The sequence below is a fragment of the Pseudomonas sp. 22082 genome, assembly GCF_052046055.1.
Taxonomy (GTDB): Bacteria; Pseudomonadota; Gammaproteobacteria; order Pseudomonadales; family Pseudomonadaceae; genus Aquipseudomonas; species Aquipseudomonas pharyngis.
On the sequence record NZ_JBQEQB010000010.1, the window covers coordinates 180,958 to 207,487 of the forward strand.

General features: G+C 61.0%; 27 protein-coding genes. 10 read left to right on the plus strand and 17 right to left on the minus strand.

The window, feature by feature from the left end:
* Nucleotides 1-151 precede the first annotated feature (151 nt).
* A complete protein-coding gene (locus ACTJK9_RS14390) occupies nucleotides 152-1,492 on the plus strand; it encodes a DEAD/DEAH box helicase (protein WP_011332966.1) in 1,341 nt (446 codons plus the stop codon).
* 63 nt (nucleotides 1,493-1,555) lie between these two features.
* On the opposite strand, the gene ACTJK9_RS14395 is transcribed toward ACTJK9_RS14390, so the two are convergent.
* The 4 genes from ACTJK9_RS14395 to ACTJK9_RS14410 all read right to left on the minus strand — a co-directional run bounded on the left by ACTJK9_RS14395 (nucleotide 1,556) and on the right by ACTJK9_RS14410 (nucleotide 4,091).
* Nucleotides 1,556-2,155, minus strand: a complete 600-nt coding sequence (locus ACTJK9_RS14395) for a hypothetical protein (RefSeq protein WP_440814492.1) — start codon at nucleotides 2,153-2,155, stop codon at nucleotides 1,556-1,558.
* Nucleotides 2,152-2,751 (minus strand): papain-like cysteine protease family protein, encoded by a 600-nt coding sequence (locus tag ACTJK9_RS14400; protein ID WP_221398945.1) that lies wholly within the window; start codon nucleotides 2,749-2,751, stop codon nucleotides 2,152-2,154. The genes ACTJK9_RS14395 and ACTJK9_RS14400 overlap by 4 nt, the downstream gene beginning before the upstream one ends.
* 249 nt (nucleotides 2,752-3,000) lie before the next feature.
* Nucleotides 3,001-3,276 (minus strand): hypothetical protein, encoded by a 276-nt coding sequence (locus ACTJK9_RS14405; protein ID WP_085611576.1) that lies wholly within the window; start codon nucleotides 3,274-3,276, stop codon nucleotides 3,001-3,003.
* An 80-nt stretch (nucleotides 3,277-3,356) separates the two neighbouring features.
* Complete coding sequence (locus ACTJK9_RS14410) at nucleotides 3,357-4,091, minus strand: DUF899 domain-containing protein (protein WP_440814494.1); 735 nt, start codon at nucleotides 4,089-4,091, stop codon at nucleotides 3,357-3,359.
* A 176-nt stretch (nucleotides 4,092-4,267) separates the two neighbouring features.
* Between ACTJK9_RS14410 and ACTJK9_RS14415 the strand changes: the two genes are divergently transcribed.
* Nucleotides 4,268-4,660, plus strand: coding sequence for a hypothetical protein (locus ACTJK9_RS14415; RefSeq protein WP_039772548.1), 393 nt, complete (start codon nucleotides 4,268-4,270; stop codon nucleotides 4,658-4,660).
* Nucleotides 4,661-4,722: 62 nt separating this feature from the next.
* Here the strand turns inward: ACTJK9_RS14415 and ACTJK9_RS14420 are convergent, their stop codons facing one another.
* The 3 genes from ACTJK9_RS14420 to ACTJK9_RS14430 all read right to left on the minus strand — a co-directional run bounded on the left by ACTJK9_RS14420 (nucleotide 4,723) and on the right by ACTJK9_RS14430 (nucleotide 6,792).
* Nucleotides 4,723-5,592: a DUF6279 family lipoprotein gene (locus tag ACTJK9_RS14420; protein WP_440814497.1), complete on the minus strand. Its 870-nt coding sequence runs from the start codon at nucleotides 5,590-5,592 to the stop codon at nucleotides 4,723-4,725.
* A 77-nt stretch (nucleotides 5,593-5,669) separates the two neighbouring features.
* The gene (locus tag ACTJK9_RS14425) at nucleotides 5,670-6,386 is read right to left on the minus strand and encodes a TorF family putative porin (RefSeq protein WP_039772546.1); all 717 of its coding nucleotides are present in this window, start codon (nucleotides 6,384-6,386) and stop codon (nucleotides 5,670-5,672) included.
* Between the two features lie 217 nt (nucleotides 6,387-6,603).
* Nucleotides 6,604-6,792: a hypothetical protein gene (locus tag ACTJK9_RS14430; RefSeq protein ID WP_170844885.1), complete on the minus strand. Its 189-nt coding sequence runs from the start codon at nucleotides 6,790-6,792 to the stop codon at nucleotides 6,604-6,606.
* A gap of 351 nt (nucleotides 6,793-7,143) precedes the next feature.
* Between ACTJK9_RS14430 and ACTJK9_RS14435 the strand changes: the two genes are divergently transcribed.
* From ACTJK9_RS14435 to ACTJK9_RS14445, 3 genes are all read left to right on the plus strand, one after another.
* The gene (locus tag ACTJK9_RS14435; RefSeq protein ID WP_074691138.1) at nucleotides 7,144-7,980 is read left to right on the plus strand and encodes a CvfB family protein; all 837 of its coding nucleotides are present in this window, start codon (nucleotides 7,144-7,146) and stop codon (nucleotides 7,978-7,980) included.
* Nucleotides 7,981-8,024: 44 nt separating this feature from the next.
* Nucleotides 8,025-8,414, plus strand: a complete 390-nt coding sequence (locus ACTJK9_RS14440; protein WP_440814501.1) for a DUF2177 family protein — start codon at nucleotides 8,025-8,027, stop codon at nucleotides 8,412-8,414.
* Nucleotides 8,415-8,577: 163 nt separating this feature from the next.
* Nucleotides 8,578-9,510 carry a DMT family transporter gene (locus ACTJK9_RS14445; RefSeq protein WP_011332975.1) on the plus strand — a complete coding sequence of 311 codons (933 nt, stop codon included), beginning with the start codon at nucleotides 8,578-8,580 and terminating at the stop codon, nucleotides 9,508-9,510.
* Here ACTJK9_RS14445 and ACTJK9_RS14450 read toward each other — a convergent pair.
* Entirely contained in the window at nucleotides 9,455-10,636 is a 1,182-nt protein-coding gene (locus ACTJK9_RS14450) for an MFS transporter (protein ID WP_440814505.1), read from the minus strand. The genes ACTJK9_RS14445 and ACTJK9_RS14450 overlap by 56 nt on opposite strands.
* A 104-nt stretch (nucleotides 10,637-10,740) precedes the next feature.
* Here ACTJK9_RS14450 and ptrR point away from each other — a divergent pair, with 104 nt between their 5' ends.
* Both ptrR and ACTJK9_RS14460 read left to right on the plus strand, forming a co-directional pair.
* Nucleotides 10,741-11,634 (plus strand): putrescine utilization regulator PtrR, encoded by an 894-nt coding sequence (ptrR, locus tag ACTJK9_RS14455; protein WP_440814507.1) that lies wholly within the window; start codon nucleotides 10,741-10,743, stop codon nucleotides 11,632-11,634.
* A 142-nt stretch (nucleotides 11,635-11,776) separates the two neighbouring features.
* Nucleotides 11,777-11,905: a PA1414 family protein gene (locus ACTJK9_RS14460; protein ID WP_003184145.1), complete on the plus strand. Its 129-nt coding sequence runs from the start codon at nucleotides 11,777-11,779 to the stop codon at nucleotides 11,903-11,905.
* Between the two features lie 93 nt (nucleotides 11,906-11,998).
* On the opposite strand, the gene ACTJK9_RS14465 is transcribed toward ACTJK9_RS14460, so the two are convergent.
* From ACTJK9_RS14465 to speB, 6 genes are all read right to left on the minus strand, one after another.
* Nucleotides 11,999-12,247 carry a phosphopantetheine-containing protein gene (locus ACTJK9_RS14465; protein WP_039772540.1) on the minus strand — a complete coding sequence of 83 codons (249 nt, stop codon included), beginning with the start codon at nucleotides 12,245-12,247 and terminating at the stop codon, nucleotides 11,999-12,001.
* 44 nt (nucleotides 12,248-12,291) lie between these two features.
* Entirely contained in the window at nucleotides 12,292-13,017 is a 726-nt protein-coding gene (locus ACTJK9_RS14470; RefSeq protein WP_440814509.1) for an MBL fold metallo-hydrolase, read from the minus strand.
* 82 nt (nucleotides 13,018-13,099) lie between these two features.
* Nucleotides 13,100-14,479: a sodium:solute symporter gene (locus ACTJK9_RS14475; protein ID WP_039772536.1), complete on the minus strand. Its 1,380-nt coding sequence runs from the start codon at nucleotides 14,477-14,479 to the stop codon at nucleotides 13,100-13,102.
* A gap of 154 nt (nucleotides 14,480-14,633) precedes the next feature.
* Nucleotides 14,634-16,145, minus strand: a complete 1,512-nt coding sequence (locus ACTJK9_RS14480; protein WP_440814513.1) for a purine-cytosine permease family protein — start codon at nucleotides 16,143-16,145, stop codon at nucleotides 14,634-14,636.
* A gap of 56 nt (nucleotides 16,146-16,201) precedes the next feature.
* Nucleotides 16,202-16,624, minus strand: coding sequence for a YybH family protein (locus tag ACTJK9_RS14485; RefSeq protein WP_210711178.1), 423 nt, complete (start codon nucleotides 16,622-16,624; stop codon nucleotides 16,202-16,204).
* Between the two features lie 10 nt (nucleotides 16,625-16,634).
* The gene (gene speB, locus ACTJK9_RS14490) at nucleotides 16,635-17,585 is read right to left on the minus strand and encodes an agmatinase (protein ID WP_003222717.1); all 951 of its coding nucleotides are present in this window, start codon (nucleotides 17,583-17,585) and stop codon (nucleotides 16,635-16,637) included.
* Nucleotides 17,586-17,898: 313 nt separating this feature from the next.
* Here speB and ACTJK9_RS14495 point away from each other — a divergent pair, with 313 nt between their 5' ends.
* Both ACTJK9_RS14495 and ACTJK9_RS14500 read left to right on the plus strand, forming a co-directional pair.
* Nucleotides 17,899-18,792 carry a LysR family transcriptional regulator gene (locus ACTJK9_RS14495; protein WP_039772530.1) on the plus strand — a complete coding sequence of 298 codons (894 nt, stop codon included), beginning with the start codon at nucleotides 17,899-17,901 and terminating at the stop codon, nucleotides 18,790-18,792.
* Nucleotides 18,793-18,796: 4 nt separating this feature from the next.
* The gene (locus ACTJK9_RS14500; RefSeq protein ID WP_440814516.1) at nucleotides 18,797-19,393 is read left to right on the plus strand and encodes a tRNA-uridine aminocarboxypropyltransferase; all 597 of its coding nucleotides are present in this window, start codon (nucleotides 18,797-18,799) and stop codon (nucleotides 19,391-19,393) included.
* 47 nt (nucleotides 19,394-19,440) lie between these two features.
* Here the strand turns inward: ACTJK9_RS14500 and ACTJK9_RS14505 are convergent, their stop codons facing one another.
* From ACTJK9_RS14505 to ACTJK9_RS14515, 3 genes are read right to left on the minus strand one after another with little or no spacing between them, the layout of a single operon-like run.
* Complete coding sequence (locus ACTJK9_RS14505; protein ID WP_039772526.1) at nucleotides 19,441-20,802, minus strand: HlyD family type I secretion periplasmic adaptor subunit; 1,362 nt, start codon at nucleotides 20,800-20,802, stop codon at nucleotides 19,441-19,443.
* 10 nt (nucleotides 20,803-20,812) lie between these two features.
* On the minus strand, nucleotides 20,813-22,972 hold the full coding sequence (locus ACTJK9_RS14510) for a type I secretion system permease/ATPase (RefSeq protein ID WP_440814518.1): 2,160 nt from the start codon (nucleotides 22,970-22,972) through the stop codon (nucleotides 20,813-20,815).
* Nucleotides 22,973-23,005: 33 nt separating this feature from the next.
* Complete coding sequence (locus tag ACTJK9_RS14515; RefSeq protein ID WP_064383226.1) at nucleotides 23,006-24,364, minus strand: TolC family outer membrane protein; 1,359 nt, start codon at nucleotides 24,362-24,364, stop codon at nucleotides 23,006-23,008.
* Nucleotides 24,365-24,895: 531 nt separating this feature from the next.
* Here ACTJK9_RS14515 and ACTJK9_RS14520 point away from each other — a divergent pair.
* On the plus strand, nucleotides 24,896-26,530 hold a 1,635-nt coding region (locus tag ACTJK9_RS14520), incomplete at its 3' end, for a retention module-containing protein (RefSeq protein ID WP_440814520.1).

Genomic DNA, 26,530 nt, shown 5'->3' on the forward strand with positions numbered 1-26,530 from the left:
AGCATTTAAGACGCTGTGTATTACCGTTGGAGACAAATCGAGCAACAAAAAAGCCACTGATTACCGTGGATTTCACAAAGAAACTCGGCCTGAGCGCTCGAAACCGGTAACCTATGCAGCTGATTTTTTGCATATCTTCGAGGTAGCACCCGTGTTTTCCCAATTCGCCCTGCACGAACGCCTGCTCAAAGCCGTGGCCGAGCTGAAATTTGTCGAGCCAACGCCTGTGCAAGCCGCGGCCATTCCGCTGGCGCTTCAGGGGCGTGACCTGCGGGTGACGGCGCAAACCGGTAGCGGCAAGACCGCCGCTTTTGTCCTGCCGATCCTCAACCGCCTGATCGGCCCGGCCAAGGTTCGCGTCAGCATCAAGACCCTGATCCTGCTGCCGACCCGCGAGCTGGCCCAGCAGACCCTGAAGGAAGTCGAGCGCTTTTCGCAGTTCACTTTCATCAAGTCCGGCCTGATCACCGGCGGTGAAGACTTCAAGGTCCAGGCCGCCATGCTGCGCAAGGTGCCGGACATCCTGATCGGCACCCCGGGCCGGATGATCGAGCAACTCAACGCCGGCAACCTCGACCTGAAAGAAGTCGAAGTGCTGGTGCTCGACGAAGCCGACCGCATGCTCGACATGGGTTTCGCCGAAGACGTGCAGCGTCTGGTCGATGAATGTCCGAACCGTCAGCAGACCATGCTGTTCTCCGCCACCACCGGCGGTTCCGGCCTGCGCGAGATGATCGCCAAGGTGCTGAACAACCCCGAGCACCTGCAGCTCAACGCGGTCAGTCAGCTGAACGACACCACCCGTCAGCAGATCATCACCGCCGACCACAATCAGCACAAAGAACAGATCGTCAACTGGCTGCTGGCCAACGAGACTTATCAGAAGGCCATCGTCTTCACCAACACCCGGGCCATGGCCGACCGCATCTACGGTCGCCTCGTCGCCCAGGAATACAAAGCGTTCGTGCTGCACGGCGAGAAAGACCAGAAGGATCGCAAACTGGCGATCGACCGTCTGAAGCAGGGCGGCGTGAAGATTCTGGTGGCCACCGACGTGGCGGCCCGTGGCCTGGACGTTGACGGCCTGGATCTGGTGATTAACTTCGACATGCCACGCAGCGGCGACGAATACGTGCACCGTATCGGTCGTACCGGCCGAGCCGGCAACGACGGTCTGGCGATCTCGCTGATCTGCCACGGCGACTGGAACCTGATGTCGAGCATCGAGCGTTACCTGAAGCAGAGCTTCGAGCGCCGCACCATCAAGGAAGTCAAAGGCACCTACGGCGGACCGAAAAAGGTCAAGGCCTCGGGCAAAGCCGTCGGCGTGAAGAAGAAAAAGACCGACGCCAAGGGCGACAAGAAGAAAACTGCCGCCAAAACCCCGACTAAGCGCAAGAGCGCCAACCGTCCGAAACCGGACGCTCTGGTGAGCAGCGACGGCATGGCCCCACTGAAACGCCGCAAACCGGCAGCGCCAGCGGCTGAGTAAGCCGTTTCAGGTAGACAAAGAAAAACCCGGACATGGTCCGGGTTTTTTTATTGCCAGGGTTTATCAACTGCCCAGCAGGCCAGTGGTGTCGGCATCAAAGCGCCGCTTGGCCTGATCGGCTGCCGGTTTGAGCTGTGCGAGCAGGGCGGCCTCGCTGTACAGCCCGGTCAGTGCCAGTTCTTTTGGCGTTGGCTCAATCGGAATCAAAACGTCTTCACCCGCCGCATGCAGCCAGATCGCCACAAGGTGCAGCGCCGACACAAACAGCATCCGCAGCTCAACGGTTTTGCCCTTCAGCTGTGGCGTTTGCTCTGCCAGTTTCAACGCATCAACCGTGGCGGCCGCCAGGTTGCCGTGGTTCAGCGAGGCGAACTCGACGTGACCACGTACTTCGGCCAATTGCGCATCGGCAATCGACACCCCGCCGGAGAACACCAGATAATGCCAGTCGCCCGCTCGGGCATTCTTCAGGCCTTTGCCCTGGCTCAAGTCGTCCAGACTGAGCGAGTAGCCGCGATAGGCCTCGCTGAGGCTGATCCCGGCGGGCGCGGCGCTGGCGAACTGGCGATTGACGCCAAAGCCCTGGGTCTGCAACGCGGCCTGCAGGGCCGGACGCAAAGTCTGCACGCCGTTGGAAGGCGCCTTTGGATAAGTCAGTTTCATGATGCCGCCCCCTGGTTTTTCGCCGTGAAGTAGGTGTGGGTCCAGTTGCCGCCGCCGTTGTAGGAACCGGGGAACGAGTTCAGGGCGCGGGTCGAATAGCCGTAGATCGAATCCGCAACCAGCACGTAATTGCCGTTGGTGCCGTAGATCGCCAGAAAGTGCGCACCGCCGCCGTACCAGGCGCAACGCAGGCCGATCGGGCGGCCCATGTTGATCTGGTTCTGGATGGCCGACATTTGCAGCGAGCCCGAATTCATACCGTTGAAACTGCGGGTGATCTTCAGCGCAACGTCCAGATAGCCGTAGACGTTGCACGGCCCCGGTTGATTGCAGCAGTTGCGGTCCAGTGCGGCGCTGGCAACGGCGCATTGGGTCCAGGACCCGGTGCCGTAATAATTGCCGACCGAGGCGGAAGCGGCGGCCCAGCACCAGTTGGTCTGGGTCTGTTGCTGCATCGTGAAGTTCAGGCTGGCGGCCGCGAGGGCGCGTTGTTGTACAGCCGCCTCGACCTCGACCAGTTGCGGGTCGAGCAGATGGCTGATCAGACATTCGGGCAGGGTGTTGCCGGTGAATGCCGTTGTTTCAGTGGTTAACATTTTTCAATCCTCCATGAATGAAAACAAACGTTCCGCGTTTGCGGGATAACGGTACTACCGAGCGATCGGTGGGTAAGGGTTGCCATCTCCGATGGCCGGCTCCGATCAGGCTCGGGGTAACCCTAGGTGTGAATATGCATTTGTGCAAATAACAAAATGCACTAATGCAAATTTCCGAACAGAAGGAAGCAGGCTTTGGTATCGATCCAGCCCGATCGATGCCAAAGCCTGCCGTTGTCTGAGCGGGTGTTATCCCTCGGTTTTCTTCTCCGCCGAACCCAGTTCCTTCAAGCGCTGATCGATCAACTGGCATTTGTCCGGGAGGTCGGCGGAGGCAGTGCCCAGGTCCATTTTCTGCAACTCGGCGTTGATCTCCTTGGCCTTGGTCGGGTTTTGCTCGGTGAGCTTCGCGACTTCCTTGGCCAGTTGGTCGCGTTTGGCGGTGGCTTCTTCCGGCGTACAGGCCCAGACGGGCAGGGCGCAGGCAAGCGTGGCGGCGAGGGTGAGCTTGAGCAGGGTTTTCATGGGAGCAGGCCTCAGTTCCGGTTAAGGCGGGTTAACCGGTTGAGGGTTTTCAACCGTGAAAAGTTCAGTGTGTTAGCGGCTCAGTCTCCATGGCAGCAACCGGATTTTGCGGCGCCGTCGTAGCGGTCATGATGCCGCACCCATTCCATGATCTCGTCCTCGTTCCGGCCCTTGGGCGTGAGGTCGAGGTAGTTGTAGGCGCCGACCAGCATGTCCAGGCCGCGGGCATAGGTTGAGTAGGTGTGGAAAATCTCGCCGTTGTCAGCGCGATAGAACACGGTCAGCCCGGGCATTTCTTCCTCGGCGCTGTCGGTCTTTTCGTAGTTGTACGTAGCCTTGCCTGCTTCGACATCCTCAGCGCGAGCACACACGCCAAAGTCGTAGTTGAAATCGCAGCCGTCCGACGACACCCAGTCGAATGTCCAGCCCATCCGGCGCTTGAAGGCCTGGAATTCGGCGAACGGTGCGTGGGACACCGCCACCAGCGCAATATCGTGATGGGCCAGGTGTTGGTTGGCGCCGTCGATGTGGTCGCTGAGGAATGAACAGCCCGGGCAGCCTTCCTCCCAGCCCTTGGCGAACATGAAGTGGTAAACGACGAGCTGGCTGTGTTTGCCGAACAGGTCGGCAAGTTTCAATTCGCCGTTCGGGCCCATGAAGCGGTAATCCTTGTCGACCTTCACCCAAGGCAGGGCGCGGCGTTTGGCGCTGAGACGGTCGCGTTCCCTGGTGAAGGCCTTTTCATCGGCCAGATGCTGCTTGCGGGCGGCGAGCCATGCTTCGCGCGACACCACCGGATGATTCTCAACGTTCATGATGATTTCTCCTGCGGGGTTGAAACCGTCTGTCTCAGACTAGTCGTTCAACACCCCACGAAATCGACAGACCGCCGGTCGGTCGGGGCGCGGAATAATCCTGAACGCTGACGCAGCGCTCCGGTCACAACCTGTGAACGCGCCAAAAAATCACGCGCACCGGAGGTTGAATCAGGATGACGACTTATAACTGGGATTTGATTGAGCGCCTGCTGCATGAAGTGCAGAACGGCGCGGGCCACAGCTTCGCGCCACGGTCATTCGCCGAAGACTATGCGGCAGAAAAAGCGGCGGCGGGCGAGCCGATCGAGAATCTGGATCACCTGAAAACACTCGCCTGCGACTACGAAAAACTGCTGCTGGAGCGCGGCTACATCGAGCCCCGTGGCGAAGATGAAGGCAGTACCGGCAACAACTTCAGCCTGACCCCGCGTGGCTCCAGCCTGTTGAGCCTGATCGACAGCAGCATTCCCGGCAACGATCATCCGCGTCAGGTGCTCGATGAGCAGGAAGATGCGCTGGATGAGCTGACATTCGATGAGGTGGCCTCCAAGGCGCAGATTGCCTGAGGCTTTGCACAAAAAAATGTGGGAGCGATTTTGCTCGCTCCCACATGGTTTTTTCAGTGATCTCAGCTTTTTTGCGCAGCCTTCAGGCACTTCAAATCATTGAAGTCCTTGCGCACCCCCTCGATTTTTTTCAACAGGCGCTGCCTTTGCTGCGGCGTGCTCTCTGCCATCAGATCGACGAACAGCGAACGGGCCTGCGCCTCGGTATTGGCGTAGGCCTTTTGGTAATCCGGGGTCCATAAACGCTCGCGATTGACCAGAAGGGTCTCGATCCGTTGTGGGAATTCAGGACTTTTGCGTTGCGCGACTGCCGCGCTGAACTGCTTCTGCCAGTGGGCACGGTTGGCGATCCATTGGGTGTTCTGATCGCCCAGGGAAGTCGACCAGGCCATCACGCGCTGTTCCTGCTTGGCGCTCAACGGGCCGAGCCAATCGTTGAGACGCTTGTCCATGCGCGCGCCTCGTTCGGCAATCTGCTGCGCCAGTGGTGGCTTGAGGTATTCCTGCTGGCGCTTTTGCAGATCCTTGGCAAAGGCGTCGTTCATTTCAGCGACCTGCCGATCATCCAGCCCTTGCAGCAATTCAATCGCCGACGGGGTGATTTCCCGGGCGGTTTCGGCGATCGCCTGCTTGGCTTCTGCGGTGCGGGCCTGGAGCGCGGCGTCGGTGACCTGATTGGTCTCGACCATGGTTTGCAGGCGATCCAGCCAATCGAGATAACCCGGCAATTGCGTGGTGCAATGCCAGTTCAAGTGTTCCTTGAGTCGCTCGTTTAACCAGTCCTTCTGCTCGCCGTTCATGTCCAGGTAGTCGCTGAGCGTCCACGGAATGATCACGTCGAGGTTGCGATAAGCCAGGCCGACACGGCTGCAGGCGCCGAGGGCAAGGGTCAGGATCAGTAGAATCGCGATGCGTTTGAACCAGCTAGACATGGGCGAGTCCTTGCGAAAGCCAGCCTTGAGGGTCTGATTCTCATGTGAACACAGGATGGCCCCGGCAGTTCAGCCCATCAAAAGAACGGGCGTTCGGCCTTGAGCGTGACCAGCCCGTCGCACTGACTGTTATGCCCGGAATAGGCCGAGCAATCGCTGCCGCTGAGGCTCGAATTGCTGTAGATCAGGTCGAGGTCGATGCCCATGAACGGCCGGGAAAGTTTCACCGACCAATCGGTAAAACTGCTGACATAACCCCCGTCCACCGAGACCGGCGTGTTGAGTTGATGGGTGGTGTATTTCATGCTGATCCCGATGCCGAACGGCTGATTGCCGCCCAGGTCGGCAAACAGGGTGTTGTTCTGTTTATCCGGATCGTTGCTCAGGGCGATGCCGATCCGGCTGCCGAGCAGGGTCAGGCCACCGAACAGTTCCTGGCTGTCGAGGGTGTCGACCTTGGGATAGCTGTAATGGATCATCCCGACTTCGTAGCCGAGGGTCTGATCGAAAGGTTGTTTAAAGCCGACGTAGGAGTCGATTTCGAGATTCTTCCCCGGCGTGAGGCCCATGCTCGGTGCGTACTGGCCAACATACAGGCCGCTGTCATGGCTAAGATCCAGACCGCCGTGGAACGAGCCGACTGCCGAAGGTTTGACCAGCCCCTGGGCCATGCTGCGGCTGGGCGTGGTGCCGAGCTTGAGGTCGAAGTCACCGAGTTCACGCTGGAAAATCTGCGCGTGCGCGGCCGTGCTCGCCAGTAGGCCTACAAGCAATAAACAGGATGATTTGAGCATGCGTCACTCCTTGAGCAGCGAGCGCAGGGCGATAAAGCCTGCTGAAACGCTTGATCCAGACGCGTGCAAGGATACCGGCGAATGATCGGCATCGAGGGCCGTTCGTCGATTTCTGCTGTTTTACAGGTTTGATTAAACGCGAGAGAGGTCTTGCGAGGGATCCGGTCCAGACGCTTCGAAGCTCAAAGCGCCTTTGGACTGGTGTGCTGCGCGGGTGTTACTTCTTGCCCAGGCTGATCTGCTTGGACGGGCCGAATGTCTGGCCGCTGACGCCCTTGGCAATTTGCTGGATTTCGCCGCCGGACTTGAGGAATGCCGCGATCTGATCGTTGATCGATTCGCTGGTTTCAACGGCTGGAGCTGGCTTTGCTTTGCTGGAGGATGCTTTTACACGCATGGCGGCCATTAACCTGTAGAAAAGTAACTCGGCCAGGCATCGTACAGGAATAACTTGACAATTGCTTGGTAAATATCCCCCGGAATAACCCAGTGGGCAGGTGGATTATTCGTGATTAATTATTCGAAATACCCAGCTAACCTGCTGTTTTAAATAACAACATTTAGACGATTCCATGATGTTCGGCGCTGTCGGGATCGCGTGAAAGCCGTCACGCTGGCCTGACGAGCGGCGCCCATCCAACGCGAAATCCAGGAAAATCAAGGCTTCCCACAGATTTTCGCGCGGCCGGCCGATCGGACGGCCAACCAGCACGGCAAAACCGGGTAGAATGCCGCCCACGCAATGAGGGTATTGGAAATGGCTTTAGTCGGGCGTTACAACAGTTTGCAAGTGGTTAAACACACTAACTTCGGTTTATATCTGGACGGCGGTGCCGACGGCGAAATTCTTTTGCCCAACCGTTATATCCCCAAAGATATTCCCAGCGAAGATGAAGACTGGCTCAATGTTTTCATTTATCTGGACAGTGATGACAAACTTATTGCCACCACTGAAAAACCAAAAGTTCAGGTCGGTGAATTTGCCAGTTTGAAAGTTGTTGAAGTCAACAGCATCGGTGTGTTCCTTGATTGGGGCCTGCCGAAGGATCTGCTGCTGCCTTACTCCGAAGAAAAACGCCAGTTGACCGCCGGCGAGTACTGCGTGGTGCATGTCTACCTCGACAAGCACACCCGCCGCATCACCGCCACCGCGCGCCTGGATCGTTATCTGGACAAGACCCCGGCCAACTATAGCGCTGGGCAGGAAGTTGATCTGCTGGTCGCCGAAGCCACCGACATGGGCTTCAAGGCGATCATCAACAACAAGCACTGGGGTCTGATTCACAAGAATGAAATCTTCAAGTTCATGCGGGCCGGCATGCGCGAGAAAGGCTTCATCAAGGAAGTGCGCGCCGACGGCAAGATCAGCCTGAGCCTGCAACCGGTAGGGCAGGAAGCAGCCAGCAGCCTGAACTCGAAGATCCTCGCCAAGTTGCGCGAAAACGATGGCACCCTGGCCGTCAGCGACAAGAGCGATCCGGCACTGATCAGCAGCCTGTTCGGTGTCAGCAAGGGCAACTTCAAGAAGGCCATCGGTTCGTTGTACAAGAACGGTCAGATCGTCATTCATGCCGATCGCATTGAACTAACCTGAGTCTTGCGTGGCCCATGTTGCATGGGCTTACTTGAGATCGGCAGATGAAAAAAGCGTTGATTGCCTACGTTGCCACACTGCTGGCGTTTCTTCTGCTCGACGGGCTCTGGCTCGGCGTGCTGATGGCGCCGACCTATCGCGAACTGCTCGGTTCGCTGATGCTCGAAAAACCGTTGCTGGTGCCGGCAGCGGTTTTTTATTGCCTGTACGTTTTCGGCTGCGTGGTGTTTGTGGTGCTGCCGTCGCTGACCTGGCAACGCGCCGCCCGCTTGGGCGCGCTGCTCGGGCTGGTGGCTTATGGCACCTATGACCTGACCAACTGGGCGACGTTGCGTGGCTGGTCGGCGCAGGTGTCGCTGATGGATTGGGCCTGGGGGACGTTTGCCACGGCGCTGGCCTGTACGGTCGGGTTTTGGGTCGCTCGCCGAAGCTGACGGCGGGCATGACGCAAGAGGGCAATTGCATGTCTTTGCCGGGCGGCAATTTCTGTCCGACTGGTTGATAATCCCTGCCATCCTTTTTCGCCCCGGACAAAGAGCCGGGGCTTTGTTTGACCATTGGAAAAACTGCCATGTCGTGTGTGTTCGAGGTGTCGAGGTGAGCGTCAGTCGGCGCAGTGCCGACGGGTTTGCCCTGCAAGTGATGATCGGCCTGTGCCTGATCTGGGGCGTGCAGCAGGTGATGATCAAGTGGGCGGCGACCGACATTGCGCCGGTGATGCAGGCGGCGGGGCGGTCGGGAATTTCCGCGTTGCTGGTAGGACTGCTGATCTGCTGGAAGGGCGGCTGGGATCAGGTCGGTGCTACCTGGCGCGGCGGCTTGCTGGCCGGTGCCTTGTTCGGTCTGGAGTTCCTGTTCATCTCCGAAGGCTTGCAGTTGACCACGGCGGCGCACATGTCGGTGTTCCTCTACACCGCACCGATCTTCACTGCGCTGGGCGTGCATTTTCTGTTGCCGAGCGAGCGTCTAAGACCGGTGCAATGGCTGGGGATCTTCATGGCGTTCGTCGGGATTGCCGTGGCGTTTGCCGGCGGCGTGTCGTGGGACAACCTCGACCGCCGCATGTTGATGGGCGATGCCCTCGGCGTGCTGGCCGGTGCCAGTTGGGGCGCGACCACCGTGGTGGTGCGCGCTTCGCGTCTGTCCGAGGCACCGGTGACCCTGACCCTGTTCTATCAACTGATCGTCGGCTTCATCGGTCTGTTGCTGATCGCACTGCTCAGCGGCCAGATCACCCATGTCAGCCTGACCGTCGTGGCCGTGGGCAGCGTGCTGTTCCAGGGGCTGGTGGTGTCGTTCTTCAGTTACCTGACCTGGTTCTGGCTGCTGCGCCGTTATCTGGCGGCCAACCTCGCGGTGTTTTCCTTCATGACGCCGTTGTTCGGCGTGACCTTCGGCGTGGTGCTGCTCGGCGAAGAACTTAGCCTGAATTTCATCATCGGTGCCGTGCTGGTGTTGCTCGGCATCACCTTCGTCAGCGCGGAACAGTGGGTGCGTCGGCGTTTGCGCAAAGCCCTCGGCCAGCCGTAACGGATTTGCACGCCAGACCGCCGGCAATCAGCAGGCCGCTGCCGGCGATCACCAGCGCCGGTTGCAGGCCACCGCTGAAATGGCTGCTAAGCGCCGCCAACAACGGCCCGCTCAGTTGGCCGATGGCGAAGCACGCAGTGAGCAGGCCGGCGTTGCGCTGGGTGGCGTGGGGCGCCAGTTCCCGGGAGCGTTGCATCACCAGTTGCATGCAGGCCAGGAACGGCGTGCCGCACAGGATCACGCCCAGCGCCAGACCAAGGCCACTGCCCAGCAGACAAGCGAACACCCCGGCGGCCTGCAGCCACAAAGTCGCCATCAACCAGTGCCGGGTGGTTTCCGGATCGTGCCGACGCAAACTCACCAGCAGCACACCAATCGCAGCGCCGAGGCCGAAGCACGGCCAGAACAGATCCGCCTGCCAATGCCCGTGAAACTGCGCGTTGGCCATTTGCGACAGAAACGTGGCCGGGATGATGTAGCCCACGCCATACAAGGCATACACCACCGCCAAACGTCCAATTCCACGATTCGACGAACTCACGGTAGTCGGTATGGCCGGCACTTCGACACCCGGTTGCGGCAGGATCCGCACGATCCCCAGCAACATCACCAGCGCCACGGCGGCGTAGATCAGCCACAGGGTGGCGGAAGTCTGCTGCGCCAGATGTGAGAACAGCGCCAGCAGCCCCGTCAGAAAAATCCCCAGTCCCGGACCGGCAAACACCAGCGCCCCCAACCGTGGGCGACCCGCCGCCGCAGCCAGCGGCTGACTCAACGCAGTAATCATCACCAGCACCCAGGCGCTGGCCACTCCGGTGCCGAACCGCAGCAACAGATGCGACCAGAAACCGTTGGCCCAGAACGACGCCAGTGTCAGCAACACACACAACCACAAGCCACCGTGCAGGCGCCGCTGCACCTGATCCGGCCGGCGGGAAAACATCGCGTCCACCGCACCGAGCAGATAGCCGAGGTAGTTAGCCGCCGCAATCAGACCGGCGGCGGTCAGGTCGATCTGCCCTTCACTGAGCAGGTGCGGCAGTTGCGGGGTGAGGGCGAAACGCCCGATGCCCATGGCCATCATCAGGGCAACGAAACAGGCGGATAAGCGAATCAGCGGTGACATGGTCTGAATTCCGTTGGAGGTTCAATGACTGTCAGGCTAGGACTGATTGACTTTCTTTAAAATTGAATAATAGTGAGTAACTTGTTCTGTTCAGGAGAAAGGTTGTGGAGTTCAGCCAATTGCGGATCTTCCAGGCCGTGGCGGAGGAGGGCTCGATCACCCGCGCCGCCGAACGTTTGCATCGCGTGCCGTCGAACCTGTCGACCCGGCTTAAACAGCTGGAGGAGCAACTGGGCGTCGAACTGTTCGTCCGTGAGCGTCAGCGTTTGCAGTTGTCGCCTGCGGGAAAAGTCCTGCTGGACTACACCGGCAAACTGTTCGCCCTGCGCGATCAGGCCTGCGCGGCGGTGATGGGCGGGCAACCGGCGGGGGATTTCGTGCTCGGCACGCTGTACAGCACCGCCGCGATCCATTTGCCGGCGCTGCTGGCGCGCTATCACAAGCAATATCCGGCGGTGAATCTTCAGGTGCAGTCCGGACCCAGTGGCGAGTTGCTCGAAGGCCTGCTCACCGGGCGCCTGAACGCCGCGCTGGTGGACGGCCCGCCGCAACTGGCCGGGATTGACGGTGTGCCGTTGTGCAACGAGCGACTGGTGCTGATCAGCGAGGCCGATCACCCGCCGGTGCGCAGCGCCAAGGATGTCGAAGGGCGGGCAGTGTTCACCTTTCGTCATGGCTGCGCCTATCGCGCACGGCTGGAAGCGTGGTTCGCCCACTATCAGGCGGCGATGGGTCGAGCGATGGAGATCGAGTCCTATCAGGGCATGCTCGCCTGTGTGATTGCCGGCAGCGGTGTGGCGCTGATGTCGGAGTCGATGCTCGCCAGCCTGCCGGGCCGCGAAAGCGTGGCGGTGCATCCGCTGGCCGAGCCTTTTGCCAGTGCGACAACATGGCTCATGTGGCGTCGGGGCATGGTCGGTGCCAACCTCAACGCGTGGATTGAGCAGCAGCAGGCGCTCTATCCCGTGGCTGGCGAGGACGTGCGCGAAACGGCTTGAACGAACGGTCAGGGATTTGGATCAATTCAGTAACAGATCATTGCGGATTTGGCCGAGCATTGCGTAGGACTTCGGACTATTATCAGTGCGAAGCGGCCTCAGAATTCCGGACGCTCAGCACCACCCTGAAGGGGGCATGACGATGAAAGAGAAAATTCAAAACTGGCTGCACGATTTGGGTGTTGCCCTCGGCTTGATCGAACCGCCTCTGCAACCGGTCCCGATTCGCACCGATGACGAACAGCGTCGGCGTCAGCCACGTCGGCGGTAATGCCCCGCTTTGAAGGATCAAAGGATTTAAACGCCAAAAGATCGCACCCGGCCGTCGCTCCATGGAGTGGCGGCCGGGTGCGATCTTTTGTTTTCAGTGACGCCCGATTTCCATCAGAAACCGGCTCAGGTCATTCACGGTTTTCGCAGTCTTGAGCATTCGGTCCTCTTCGGCGGTGAAGGCCGTCAGTCCGAATTCATCTTCCAGATGGAAGATCAGATCCTCGATATCCGCTTTTTCCAGCCCCAGTTGCGCAAGGCTGGTGTGGTCGTCGAATTCACGATTTTCCAGCAGGCGCAGGATGAATCGGTGCACGGCAGCGCGCACGGCAGCTCTTCTCATGGCAGATATTTATTGTGGTTGATCTGACTGAAGTACAGCAGGCCTCAGGCGTGCCGGCGCAACCATTCGTCAATCATCCCGCGCAAATGCGCCCCGGAAAAACTGCCGAAGTGCCCGCCATGCACCGTGCGGATCTTCAGCCCCTGCAAGCGCCGCAGGCTGGCGGCGTAGTCGTCGAGGTTGGAATGGTAGGCGTCTTCGATCAACGGCCCGTCGTAAATGATGTCGCCGCTGAACAGGGTTTCGCTGGCCGCTTCATAGAGGCTGATCCCGCCCGGTGAATGCCCCGGCGTGTGCAGCACCTGCAGCGTGCGATTGCCCAGGTCCAGCACATCGCCGTCCTCGACAAAACCAGTGGCCGGCGCCGCCTTGACCCGATATTCGGCGTAGCACAACGGGCAATCCGGGTGCGCTTCGAACATGTCGTCGCCGATGAAGGCCCGGCTCAGATCGTTCTCGCCATCCGGCGCTGCCAGAATGTCCGCCTCGGCGGGATGCACCAGCCGTTCGGCAAATTCGTGATGCCCGGCGATGTGGTCGAAATGGCAATGACTGGCCACCGCCACCAGCGGCCGCTCGGTCAGCCACGGCAGTTGCTCGCGCAGGCTCACCAGCCCGGAACCGCTGTCGAGCAACAGATCCTTGTCCCGGCCCTGAACGTGCCACAGGTTGCAGCGGTAGAACGGGCGAATGTACGGCTCGTGAATCAGCCGAATGCCGTCGCTCAGGCTTTGCACTTCGAACCACCGGTCGCGAGAAACAATCTTCATAAGCACTTTCCTTGAGACGAAAAAAACGGGTGTGGCAACCGACGCCACACCCGCCGAAGAAAGTTGTTGCTACCGCTTCAGCTTAGATCGCGCTGGCCACCACGTTTGGGCGGCGGGACATCAGGCTGACCACCACAAAACTCACCAGACCCACAGCCAGGCTGTAGTAGATCGGCGTGTTGGCATCCAGACCATCCTTGAACATGAACAGCAGGGCGGTGGCGAAGCCCAGGCCCATGCTGGCGATGGCGCCGGCGGTGGTGGCGCGTTTCCAGAAGATCGCACCGATCAGCGGGATCAGCATGCCGCCCACCAACAGGTTGTACGCGAGGGTCAGGGCGCTGATCACGTCGTTGACCACCAGCGCGATGCCCAGCACCACGACACCGGTCAGCAGGGTGAACAGGCGGTTTACCCCCAGGCTCGACTGTTTGCCGCCACGCAGTTTCGGCAGCAGGTCTTCGGTCAGGGTGGTGGCAGCGGCGAGCAGGCCGGCGCTGGCGGTGGACATCATCGCGGCCAGGGCAGCAGCGATCACCAGGCCACGAATGCCATCCGGCAGCGACAGTTTGACGATCGCGGCGAAGGCGTTGTTGACGTTGTCCAGATCCGGGATCAGCACGTGCGCCGCCATGCCGATCAGGGCACAGGCCAGACCGTAAAGGATGCAGTAGATGCCTGCGAAGCTACCGGCGTACTGAGCCACTTTTTCGTTCTTGACGGTGAACACCCGTTGCCAGATGTCCTGACCGATCAGGATGCCGAAGAAGTAGATCATGAAGTAGGTGATGATCGTGTCCCAGCCGATAGTGGTGAAGCTGAAGGCGGTGGCCGGCAGTTTCAGCACCAGTTCGTCCCAGCCGCCGACGCGGTACAGGCAGATTGGCAGGAGGATGAACATCAGGCCGACGGTCTTGATGATGAACTGGACGATGTCGGTCAGGGTCAGCGACCACATGCCGCCGATGGCCGAGTAGATCACCACCACGCCACCGCCGAGCAGTACCGAGATCCAGAACGGCAGGCCGAACAGCACTTGCAGCACGGTGCCGATGGCGAGGATCGAGGTCACGCCGATCATCAGCGCGTAGGCCAGCATGATCGCCGCGCTCGCCGAGCGGGCCATCGGGTTATAGCGTTTTTCCAGGACCTGGGTAACGGTGTAGATCTTCAGTTTCAGCAGCGGCTTGGCCAGGAACAGGTTCAGCGCCACGATGCCGCAACCCAGTGCCGCGCACAGCCAGAAACCGGAAATGCCGTGCACGTAGCCCAGACGCACGGTGCCGACGGTGGACGCGCCGCCGAGAACGGTCGCCGCCATGGTGCCCATGTACAGGCTCGGGCCGAGGTTACGCCCAGCGACCAGGAAGTCCTCGTTGGTCTTGGCCTTGCGCATGCCGAAGTAGCCGAGCAAGAGCATGCCGGCGGCGTAGATGAGGACGACGAATAAATCCAAAGCCATGATGGCGTGTCTCCGATTGTCTTTTTTATGGTGAAACAGAAATCATTTTTCCCTTGTGGGAGCGAGCCTGCTCGCGATAGCGATTTTTCAGTCACATCGATGTTGGATGTGCTGCCGTCATCGCGAGCAGGCTCGCTCCCACAGGGGGATGGTGTCAGGCTGGCTGACGCATTTCAGGCTTTGCTGCGGTGGCGGCACCCTGACTGCGGGGATCCTTCGGGCCGTAGACCAGCGCCGGTTCCGGGAACAGGCTCAGCAGCATCAGGTACATCACCGAGGCCAGACCGAGGGTCACCAGCAGGCTGATGTCGATGCCGCCGGCCAGTTCACCGAGCGGGCCGACAAACTGCCCCGGCAGATTGACGAAGCACAGGCCGACCGCCGCGCTCGGGATCCAGGCACCCAGGCCGCGCCAGTTCCAACCGTGGCTGAACCAGTAGCGTCCGCCTTGCTCGCCGCGAGTGAACACTTGCAGGTCGTCCGGGCAGTAGAAGCCGCGACGCACCACCAGGCCGATGATCATGATCACCATCCACGGAGTGGTGCAGGTGATGATCAGCACGGCGAAGGTCGACACGCTCTGCACCAGGTTCGCCGCAAAGCGCCCGATGAAGATGAAGGCAATCGACAGCACGCCGATCAGCAACGTCGCCTTGACCCGCGACAGCAGACGCGGGAACACGCTCGACATGTCCAGCCCTGTGCCATACAGCGACGTGGTGCCGGTGGACATGCCGCCGATCACCGCAATCAGGCACACCGGCAGGAAGAACCAGCTCGGCGACACCGCCAGCAGACCGCCGACGTAGTTGTTGGCCGCGATGTAGTCCGGCGCTTGGATCGCCACGATGGTCGCGGTGGTCAGGCCGAACAGGAACGGAATGAACGTGGCGATCTGCGACAGAACCACCGCCGCCATGATCCGCTGGCGCGAGGTTTCACGCGGGATGTAGCGGGCCCAGTCGCCGAGGAACGCGCCGAAGGAAATCGGGTTGCTCATCGCTACCAGCGCAGCGCCGATGAACGCGGCCCAGAAGCCTGGCTGGCCGAGGCTGACGGTGCCGGCGTAGTGCGAGTCGAAGGGACCGGCGAAGGCAAAGATGCCCAGCAGGAACAGCAGGCTCGCGCTCCACACCGCGACCTTGTTCACCCACAGCAGAAAGCGGAAGCCGTAGATGCACACGGTCAGCACCAGAATCGCGAACAGACCGTAGGCCAGGCCCAGGGTCAGGTCGGTTTCCGGCAGGCCGATCAGGCGTTTCGCACCACCGATCAGCGCATCCCCCGAACTCCACACCGAGAGCGAGAAGAAGGCGATGGCGGTCAACAGCGACAGGAACGAACCGACGATCCGCCCGTGCACGCCGAAGTGCGCACCGGACGACACGGCATTGTTGGTGCCGTTGAGCGGACCGAACAGGCCCATCGGTGCAAGGATCAGCGAGCCGAGCAGCACGCCCGAGACAATCGCCCAGACGCCCGCCTGAAAGGACAGGCCGAACAGCACCGGGAAACTGCCGAGCACGGCGGTGGCAAAGGTATTCGCGCCGCCGAAGATCATGCGGAACAAGTCCACGGGACCGGCGGTGCGTTCGTTGTCCGGGATCTGTTCGACCCCGTGGGTTTCAATCTGCGTAAGGCTTTGGTCGTTGTTGTTGTTATTCATGATCTGCTCCGATCATAAAGGCGCGCCTCATCGTGTGTGAGGCGTCACCTGTTTGGCTAAGGGGATGGCAGCCCTTCCGGCATTGCGGACAAATGTTCGTGACAGGCCAGCCAAAGGCCTTGTTGTTCTAGGCTCGACGCTTGTTTTCTGAAAACAATCGTCTCGCGCTCCTGGCTGAAGTGTTGCTCCCCTTGCATGCGCAGCTCGGTGGCCACGTCATGGATGAAAATCGCCACGTCACCCTGCAGGCTGACGAAGGCGTTGCTCGAGGTGCAGGACAGCACCTCGAAGCCATCCTCGGCGCGCCAGCTGTCCCACAACGCCTGATAGGCATCGCGCGACAGCAGGGGCTGTTCGAGGGTGTAGAACACAAAGCTCGCATCGGCGCTGAACGCGCCGAAGTAGGCTTCGCGATCGTTGCGGGCAAAGGCGGACACCAGATCGGCGGCCGCTTTCAGAACCTGATCACGTTCGTTCATGACCCGACCCTCAGCGGTGGACCACGCCTGGCAGTACGCAGAGCATTTCGTACAGCAGATTGGCGGCCAGCAGCGAGGTGTTGCCGGTGGTGTCATAAGCGGGCGAGACTTCTACCAGATCGCAGCCGATCAGGTCGAGGCCCTGGCAGCCGCGAACGATTTCAATCGCCTGAATGGTCGTCAGACCACCGATTTCCGGGGTGCCGGTGCCTGGCGCCCAAGCCGGGTCGATGCCGTCGATGTCAAAGCTCAGGTACACCGGGCCGCCACCGACTTTCTCGCGCACTTCGGCCATCAGCGGCGCCAGCGACTTGTGCCAGCACTCTTCGGCCTGAACGACGCGGAAGCCCTGATCGCGGCTCCAGTTGAAGTCGTCAGCGGTGTAACCCTGCGCCCGCAGACCGATCTGCACCACACGGTCGCAGTCCAGAAGACCTTCTTCGACCGCACGACGGAAAGTCGTACCGTGGGCGATCTTCTCGCCGAACATGTGATCGTTGACGTCAGCGTGAGCGTCGATGTGCACCAGACCGACCTTGCCGTGCTTTTTGTGGATGGCACGCAGGATTGGCAGGGTGATGGTGTGGTCGCCACCCAGGGTCATCGGGATCACGTTGTGCTCGAGGATGTTGTCGTAGGCTTCTTCGATGATGCGCACGGCGTCGAGCAGGTTGAAGGTGTTGATCGCCACGTCACCGATGTCGGCAACCGACAGCGAGTCGAACGGCGCAGCGCCGGTGGCCATGTTGTACGGGCGGATCATCACCGATTCGGTGCGGATGTCGCGCGGCCCGAAGCGGGTGCCGGGGCGAAGCGAAGTACCGATGTCCAGCGGCACACCAACGAAGGCAGCGTCCAGACCGGCAGCGGTCGGTACATGGGGGAGTCGGAGCATGGTGGCGATGCCGCCGAAGCGCGGCATTTCGTTGCCGCCCAGTGGTTGGTGAAGAATCTTGTCCACGGGTAGGGCCTCATCGTCTTTGTTTTATTTATGTCGGCGCACCGCATTCGCAAGGTCACGGGCACCGCTGTGGGTCGATTCTGCGAAATGTAGTGGGGCGGAAGAATCGCTACGGGCAAATACTTAGTTCAGAAATTTCTAAACTAATGCGAGGGAGATGGATAGACTTCTCGCTGATCGTTCCCACGCTCGGCGTGGGAATGCATCCCGTGACGCTCCGCGTCACAGCCGTGAAGCGGACGCAGAGCGTCCTGAGCGGCATTCCCACGCAGAGCGTGGGAACGATCTATGGAGAACGATCCTTGGAGTGGACATGGCCAACGCTTTACCCGACCTGAAACTGTTGCGCATCTTCGTCAGCGTCGTGCGTCATCAGGGGTTTGCCAACGCGCAGCAGGAACTCAACCTGTCGACCTCGGCGATCAGCACCTACATGAGTCAGCTCGAAGCCGCGCTGGGTCTGGTGCTGTGCCATCGCGGGCGCGGCGGTTTCAGCCTGACCAGCAAGGGCGAGCTGTTCCATCAGGAAACCCTGCGCCTGCTCGCGGAGCTTGAAGGTTTCGAGCAATACGCCGCCGCGCTCAAGGGCGAGTTGCGCGGCACCCTCAACCTCGGGGTGATCGACTCCACGGTCAGCGACAAGGCCTTGCCGTTCGCCGAAGCCATCGGCGCCTACAGCCAGGAACACCCGGCGGTGCATTTGCATCTGTCGGTGATGAGCCCGTATGAACTGCAACTCGGCGTGCAGGACAACCGCCTCGACCTGGCCATCGGCGCGTTCTCCACGCGCATGAGCGGTCTGGTGTACATGCCGCTGTACCGCGAGCAGCACTGGCTGTATTGCAGCAACCGGCACCCGCTGTTCAACGAACGGCGGATTCCCGAACAGGTCATCACCCAGCAACGCATGGTCGGACGCGGTTACTGGAGCCAGGCCGAACTGGCCCGCCACGGTTTCAAACACAGCGCCGCGACCGTGGAAAGTATGGAAGCGCAGCTGATTCTGGTGCTGTCCGGGGCCTACATCGGTTACCTGCCGGAGCACTACGCCCAGGCCTGGGCCGACAAGGGCGACCTGCGGGTGCTGCTGCCGGCCACCTTCGGCTATCAGGCGCCGTTTTCCATGATCATGCGCCGTGGCCGCAGCCGCGAGCCGCTGATCCAGACCTTCCGCGATCTGCTCAAAGCGCAGCTCAATCAGGCATAAGAACATGTCCAGACCCCAATGCCCGCGCTGCCTGCGCCCACAAACTCATTGCCTGTGCCCGCTGATCCCCAGCCTCGACAGCCGCACCCGAGTATTGCTGTTGCAGCACCCGAGCGAGGTCAATCACGCGCTCAACACGGCACGCCTGGCGGCGCTCGGGTTGAACAATGCCGAGCTGATTGTCGGCGAAGTGTTCGAGGATTTGCCCGCGCTGCTGAACCGGCCGGGGTATCAGGCGAGATTGCTGTTCCCGGCGGATGATGCGCAGCCGATGCAGGCTTACACCGCGTCCGATGAACCGCTGTTGCTGGTGGTGCCGGACGGCACGTGGCGCAAGGCGCGCAAGATGCTTCACCTCAACCCCTTGCTGGCGGCGTTGCCGCGGGTGACGCTGGCCGAGGGTGGGGTTTCGCGGTACCGGCTGCGCAAGGCTCCGGAGCCGGGGGCGTTGTCGACCATCGAGGCGATTGTTCAGGCGTTGCAGACCCTGGAGGCGCCGGCGTCGTTCGAGCCGCTGCTCAAGCCGTTCGAGGCGCTGATCGAAGGGCAGATTGCGGCGATGGGGGAGGAGACTTTCCTGCGTAATCATTCTGGAAAGTAAGCGGTGTTGATCGTTCCCGCGCGGAGCGTGGGAACGATCAGATGAGGCTAGCGCTCGCGCATCGCCTCGGTCCGGGCTTTCAGCACCGGTTTGAGCAGGTAATCCAGCACACTTTTCTCCCCGGTAATGATGTCCACCGTCGCCACCATCCCCGGAATGATCAGCAGCGGTTTCACATCCCCGCCCAGGTGGTTTTTGTCGGTGCGCACCTGGATCAGGTAGAAGCTGTTGCCCTTGTCATCGGTAATCGTATCGGCGCCGATCAGCTCAAGCTTCGCGCTCAGCCCGCCGTAGATCGTGTAGTCGTAGGCGCTGAACTTGACCATGGCTTTCTGGCCCGGATGCAGGAACGCCACGTCCTGAGGGCGGACCTTGGCTTCGATCAGCAGGTTGTCTTCCAGCGGCACGATTTCCACCATGTCACTGCCCGGCTGCACCACGCCGCCGATGGTGTTGACCTTCATTTGCTTGATCACCCCATGCACCGGCGAAGTCACGGTGGTGCGGCTGACACGGTCGTCGATGGCGATGCTCGACGCGGTGATTTTCGACAGGTCGGTGCGTTTCTCGTTGAGCTCCTTGGCCGCTTCGGAGCGGAAGGTCTGTTCCGATTCGTCGATCTTGCTGCGGATCTCGGCGATGGCCGATTCGGCGCGGGGAATGGCCAGGGTCGTGGCGTTCAGGGAACCGCGGATTTCCACCGCACTGCGCTTGAGCCGCAAGATCTCCACCGGCGACACGGCACCGGTCTTGACCAGCGGTTCGGACATGTTCATTTCCTGATTGACCAGCGCCAGGCTCGAACTGTATTGCCCCTGTTTCGAGCGAAACTCCGCCAGCTCCTGAGTCTTCTGCCGCAGCTGTTCGCTGAGGGTTCTCTGTTCGCTGGCCAGCCGCCGCTGCCGTTGCTCGTACAGCGAACGCTCGTCCTCGGCCACTTGCGGCGCCTTGGCGATCACTTCGTCCGAGAGCTTGAACGGCCGGCCTTCGGCTTCAGCGGACAAGCGTTCGACCTGCGCGGTCAAGGCATAACGATCGGCCTCGCTCTCACCCTTGTTCGACAGAAACCGCGTGTCGTCCAGGCGCAGCAGTTTGTCGCCCTTATCGACCATTTGTCCTTCGCGCACGAAGATCTCGGTGACGATCCCGCCCTCGAGGTTCTGGATCACCTGGACCTTGCTCGACGGAATCGCCTTGCCTTCGCCCATGGTCACTTCCTGCAACACCGCGAACTTGGCCCAGACCAGCGCACTGATCAGCAGCGCCGCCGCCAGCCACACGGTGATGCGCGACCAGCGTGGCGAATCCTGCAGCGAGGCGCCGGCGGTTTCCGGCATGAATTCGGCTTCGGCGCTTTTACCGAAGCTGTCGAAATAACCGCGGGGTTTTGAAGGTGAGGAAGCCGACATGGGGTAACTCCTAGACCGCTGCCGAGCCGACCCGGCCCTTGCGCAGCGCATCGATGACCGCTTCTTTCGGACCGTCGGCGACGATCCGGCCGTTGTCCAGCACCAGCAATCGGTCCACCAGGCTCAGCATTGAAGTGCGGTGGGTGACCAGCAACAAGGTTTTGCCCTGCACCCAGCCGTGCAGCTTCTGGCGCAAGACGTCTTCGCTGCTGTTGTCCATGGCGCTGGTGGGTTCGTCGAGCAGCATGATCGGTGGGTCGAGCAACAGCGCCCGCGCCAGCAACACTGCCTGGCGCTGGCCGCCGGAGAGCAATTGCCCGCGCTCGCCCACCGGCCGGTCGAAGCCTTGCGGGTGCTGCCGGGCGAGCTCGGTGACGCCGGTCAGTTCGGCCACTTCAAGCATCCGCGAATCGCTGATGTAGCGCGCGCCGAGGGTCAGGTTGTCACGCAGGCTGCCGGCCAGCAGCGGCAGGTCGTGGGCGACGTAACCGATCTGCTGGCGCAGGTCGGCGACATCCAGTTGCCGCAGGTCGAGGCCGTCGAGCAGCAACTGGCCTTCGTCCGGTTCGTAGAAGCCCATCACCAGTCGCGCCAGGGTGCTTTTGCCCGAGCCGCTGCGGCCGATGATGCCGATCCGTTCGCCGGGTCTGACGCTGAAACTGACGTTGCTCAGGGCCGGGGCGTTCTGGCCGTTGTAGTGGAAGGTCACCGCGTTGGCGTCCAGCGCACCTTGCAGTTGCGTGCGCTCCAGCGGCCGCTGTTTGCCGTCGCGTTCCTGAGGCAGGGACATCAGCGCATCGGTGCTTTTCATGGTCAGTTGCGCTTGCTGGTAGCGGGTGATCAGCCCGGCGATCTGGCCCAGCGGCGCCAGCACGCGGCTGCCGAGCATGTAAGTCGCCACCAGTGCGCCGACACTGAGATTGCCGGCGATGATGCTGTAGACCCCGGCCACAATCGTCGCCATCCCGGAAAACTGCTGGATGAACAGCGTGCCGTTGGTGGCCAGCGCCGAGAGATTACGCGCGTGGCTGTCGAGGCGGGTGAGGGCGCCGTGGGTGCTTTCCCATTTGTGCTGGCGCTCGCTTTCGGCGCTGCACGCCTTGAGGGTTTCCAGGCCGCCGAGGGTTTCGATCAGCAATGCCTGACGCTCGGCGCCGAGGCTCAGGCTTTTCTGCACGGTGTCGCGCAGGCGAGCCTGAATGATCATCGCGAACACGATCGTGATCGGAAACGCCAGCAGCGGAATCACCACCAGCCAGCCACCGAGCAGGCCGATCACCACCAGCATCAACACCACGAAGGGCAGGTCGATCAGGCTGGTCAGGGTCACGGCGGTAAGGAATTCGCGCAGGCCCTGGAAGTCGTGAATGCTCTGGGCGAAGCCGCCGATGGTCGCCGGCCGGGCCTTCATCGCCATGCCGGTGATGCGTTCGAATAAAGTTGCGGAAAGGATCACGTCGGTTTTCTTGCCGGCGGTGTCCAGCAGGTGCGCACGCACCACTCGCAGCACCAGTTCGAAACCGGTGCCGATCAGCAGCCCGATCGACAGCACCCACAGGGTCGAGGTGGCCTGGTTCGGCACCACGCGGTCGTAGGTCTGCATGACGAACAACGGCACCATCAGGCCCAGCAGGTTGATCAGGAAGCTGGCAAGAATCGCGTCGCTGTACAGCCATTTCGACAGCTTCAGGGTGTCGCGAAACCACGCCTGCACCCGTGGCACCAATGGCGAGCGCAGGTCTTCCAGTTCATGCCGTGGCCGGGCGAACAGGGCCTGGCCGCTGTAGTGTTCGGTGAGTTCTTCACGGCTGACCCATTGCTCGCCGCCGTCGGCTTCGCTGGGCAGGATCAGCGCCTTGCCGTCTTCGCTAAAACGCCGCAGCACTGCCGTGCGCCCGTTGCCCAGCAGTAACAGCACCGGCAGATTCAGCGGTGAGATGTCCTTGAGTTCCCGGCGCAGCAAGCGCGCCTGCAACCCGGCCCGGGCTGCGGCGCGCGGCAGCAGGTCGAGGCTCAGGCGTTGTTTGTCCAGGGGCAGCCCGGCGCTCAGGCTGGCGCGACTGACCGTCGCGCCGTGCAGTTTGCAGAGGATCAACAGACCGTCGAGCAACGGGTCATCGAAGCTCAGCCGCGGATCGATCCCGGTGTTACCGGGTTGCATGCTGGTCATATTGATCGCTCCCCTGGCACTACATCATCGGAACTACTTCAGTTCAGGCAAGCGCGCTTCGTTTTTCACCTCGGTCGCAGCAATCGCATCGGCCGGCAGCACCACCCGCTGCTTGCTTAACAACTGGCCCATGTTCGCCAGCACGCGGTACATCGAGTATTCCTCGGTGTAGCGGATTTCGGTGTAGCGACGGTTGGCGTTGTACAGCTCGTTTTCACTGTCGAGCACGTCCAGCAGGGTGCGCTGGCCGAGGCCGAACTGATCCTGATACGCAGCGCGCACACGCTTGGTGGTCTCGGCGTATTCGCGGGCGGTCGGGGTCTGTTTCTTGGCGTTAAGCATGGCGTTCCACGCCAGGTGAATGTTCTCGTTGAGCTGGCGCAGGGCGTTGTTGCGGATGTCCATCGCCTGGTTGATCTGGTGCGCATCGGAGGCCAGTCGCGCCTTGTCGCTGCCGCCACGGAACAGGTTGTAGTTCATCACCACGCCGACCCGCCATTCGTTGTCGTGGCCCTCGTCACCCTGCACGTTATTGTTGGCGCCGACGGCGGCTTCCGCGTCGAAGCGCGGGTAGAACGGCGACTTGGCGACTTCGTACTGGCTCTCCGCCGATTGCACGTCAGCCTGGGCGGATTTCAGATACGGGTTGTTCTCGACCATGCTCTGCTGGGCTTCAGGCAAGGTGGCGGGCAATTCGCCGCGGGTCGAGGCTGGGGTTTCCAGCTCATCCGGCATGCGCCCGACCACGCTGTAGAAGTTGGATTCGGCATCCGCCAGATCGACTTCGGCGGTGTCGAGGTTGTTCTGCGCCAGCGCCTTCCGGGCCACCGATTGATCGGAGTCGGCGGTGCTGCCCACCCCGCGCTCGGTGCGCAGGCCAATCTGGTCGTTGACCCGCAAGTGCGCCTGCAGGTTGTTCTTGGCCAGGGTCACCAGTTCGCGACGCTTGAGCACTTCGAGGTAGACCTCGATGGTGCGCAGGGCCAGATCCTGGGCGGTGCCTTGCGCGTAATAGGCGCGTGAGTTGGAAACGCCCTTGGTGCGTTCGACTTCGTTGGCGGTGTTGAAACCGTCGAACAGCATCTGCCGCAGCCGCAGCTCGGACTGGGTGTAATTGAGGATTTCGGTGTGGTGGTTACCGAAGGCCCGGGTGTTGGTGTTGTCGCTGTAGCCGCGCCCGTAAGCAGCGTTCAGATCCACCGACGGATAGAAGCCGCCCTTGGCGACCTTCACCTGTTCATCAGCCGACAGGCGCGCATCCACGCGCGAGGCCAGTTCGGGGTGGGTAGCGATGGTGCTCTGGATCGCTTCGGTGAGGTTCATGGCCTGGGCTTGGGAAGTGCAAGCCATGGCCAGCAAAACCGCGCTGCAGAGGGGGGTTAGTACGCGCATGGGTGCATCTCCCTGAGTCCTGATGGTGTTTCGCTGTCGCCAATTTATTGACGATATTTTTAGTAAAAAGCGTTTCATGCCTGTAACAACAGAGCTAAGAACATCCTGAAGCGTAGCTAAGAAAAAATTTTCATAAGGGTTATGCCAAAAAAAACTTATGCGGTTCGCCAAATCCAGCACATTGTTCCACTCGAAAGCCTTTGTTTTATGCGCTTTAGGGAGCACAGAAAGGCTTGAGGAAAGTTCCACTCACTTTGCGACATACGGCGAAGTACTGCTAAAGGGGAGGGACGCGTAGCGGCTGATGAGCGACAGATTTTTGTCACTCGGGTGATTCACCACCGTTACGTAGCGCTAGTGGGCCTGCTGCAGCGAACAGAGATTCCAAGTGCTTGATTTCGCTGGAGTTTCTGAACCTGCACAACCTGCGAAACGAACTGTCGAGGTGCGAGCGTCGCCCCGACAACCCGCTTGAGCCATGGGCTGCTTCGCAAACCAGCGCCGACGGTGGTCGGCAGCGGAGGAATGCACATGGCAACGCTCATCGGGATCGTCACTAAAGTCATTGGTCAGGTTTTCGCTCAGTCGGCGGACGGCACTCGTCGCGCACTGGTCGAAGGCGATCGTCTGTTTGCAGGGGATCAATTGATCACCGGGGCGCAGGGGGCGGTTGCCGTTCATCTGCAAAACGGCCAGGAACTGACCCTCGGCCGCGACAGCAGCCTGACCATGACCGGCCAGTTGCTCGCCGATCAGGCGGCTCACGTCAATGCACCGGAAGCGGTGACCCCGAGCGAGTCGCAACTGACCGACGTCGAACAGATCCAGAAAGCCATTGCCGCCGGCGATGACCCGACCCAATCCGCCGAAGCGACGGCGGCTGGTCCTGGCGCCACCGGTGGTGCGCCGGGCGCGCTGGGTGGCGGCCACAGTTTCGTGTTGTTGACTGAAGTGGCGGGCCGGGTTGATCCGGTCATCGGTTTCCCCACCGCCGGTTTCAATGGCATTCCCGAGTTTCCCGAAGAACGCCACAACGCGGTGATCGACAACGGTGACGACACCACGCCGATCGCCCCACCACCACCGCCAGTCAACAACCCGGTAACACTCACCGGGCTGTCTGTTGCCGGTGGCGAATTGAATCTTAACGAAGCCAATCTGCCCGACGGTTCCGCTGCCAACCCTGGCGCGCTGACCCAGACCGGCAGCTTCACGGTGTCGGCGCCGGACGGTCTGAGCAGCCTGAGCATCGGCGGCATTAACGTGATCGTCGGTGGCGTGCCGATCGGTTTCCCGCAATCGATCACCACGCAACTGGGCAACACCCTGACCATCACCGGCTACAACCCGGCCACCGGCACGGTCAGCTACAGCTACACCCTCAACGGCAACGAAACCCACGCGGCGGGCGACGGGACGAACAACCTCAGCGAACAGTTCACTGTGATTGCCGGCGACAGCAATGGCGACACCGCGACCGGCACGCTCGACGTCAACATTACCGACGATGTCCCGAAAGCGTTCGATGACAACAATGGCACGGCCTCAGAGACCCAACTGACCCTGACCGGCAACGTCCTGACCAACGACGTGCAAGGCGCCGACCGTGTACCTGTCGGCGACAACGCCGGCCCGATCACCCCCGGCACCTTCATCGGCACTTACGGCACGTTGGTGCTCAACGCCAACGGCACCTACACCTACACGCTCAATACCAGTGATGCGGACTTCAAGAATCTGCATGGCGGTGGCAATGGCACCGAGACTTTCACTTACACCCTGACCGATGCCGACGGTGACACCAGCACCGCGAACCTCGTTTTGCAGATCCACAACAACGACGACCCTGTGATCATCAACGGGTTGAACGTCGAGGGCGGTGAACTCACCGTCTACGAAAAAAACCTCGGCGACGGCAGCGACCCGGACTCGGGAGCCCTGACCCAAAGCGGCACCTTCACCATCACCGCACTGGACGGCGTCACCACGCTGACCATCGGCGGCATCGCCGTGGTCACCAATGGCGTGGCGGCAGGTTTCCCGCAATCCATCGTCACTCCGTTGGGCAGCACCCTGACCATCACCGGTTTCAACGCCGCCACCGGTGTTGTCAGCTACAGCTACACCCTGGTCGACAACGAAGCGCACCCGACTGCCAACGGCGCC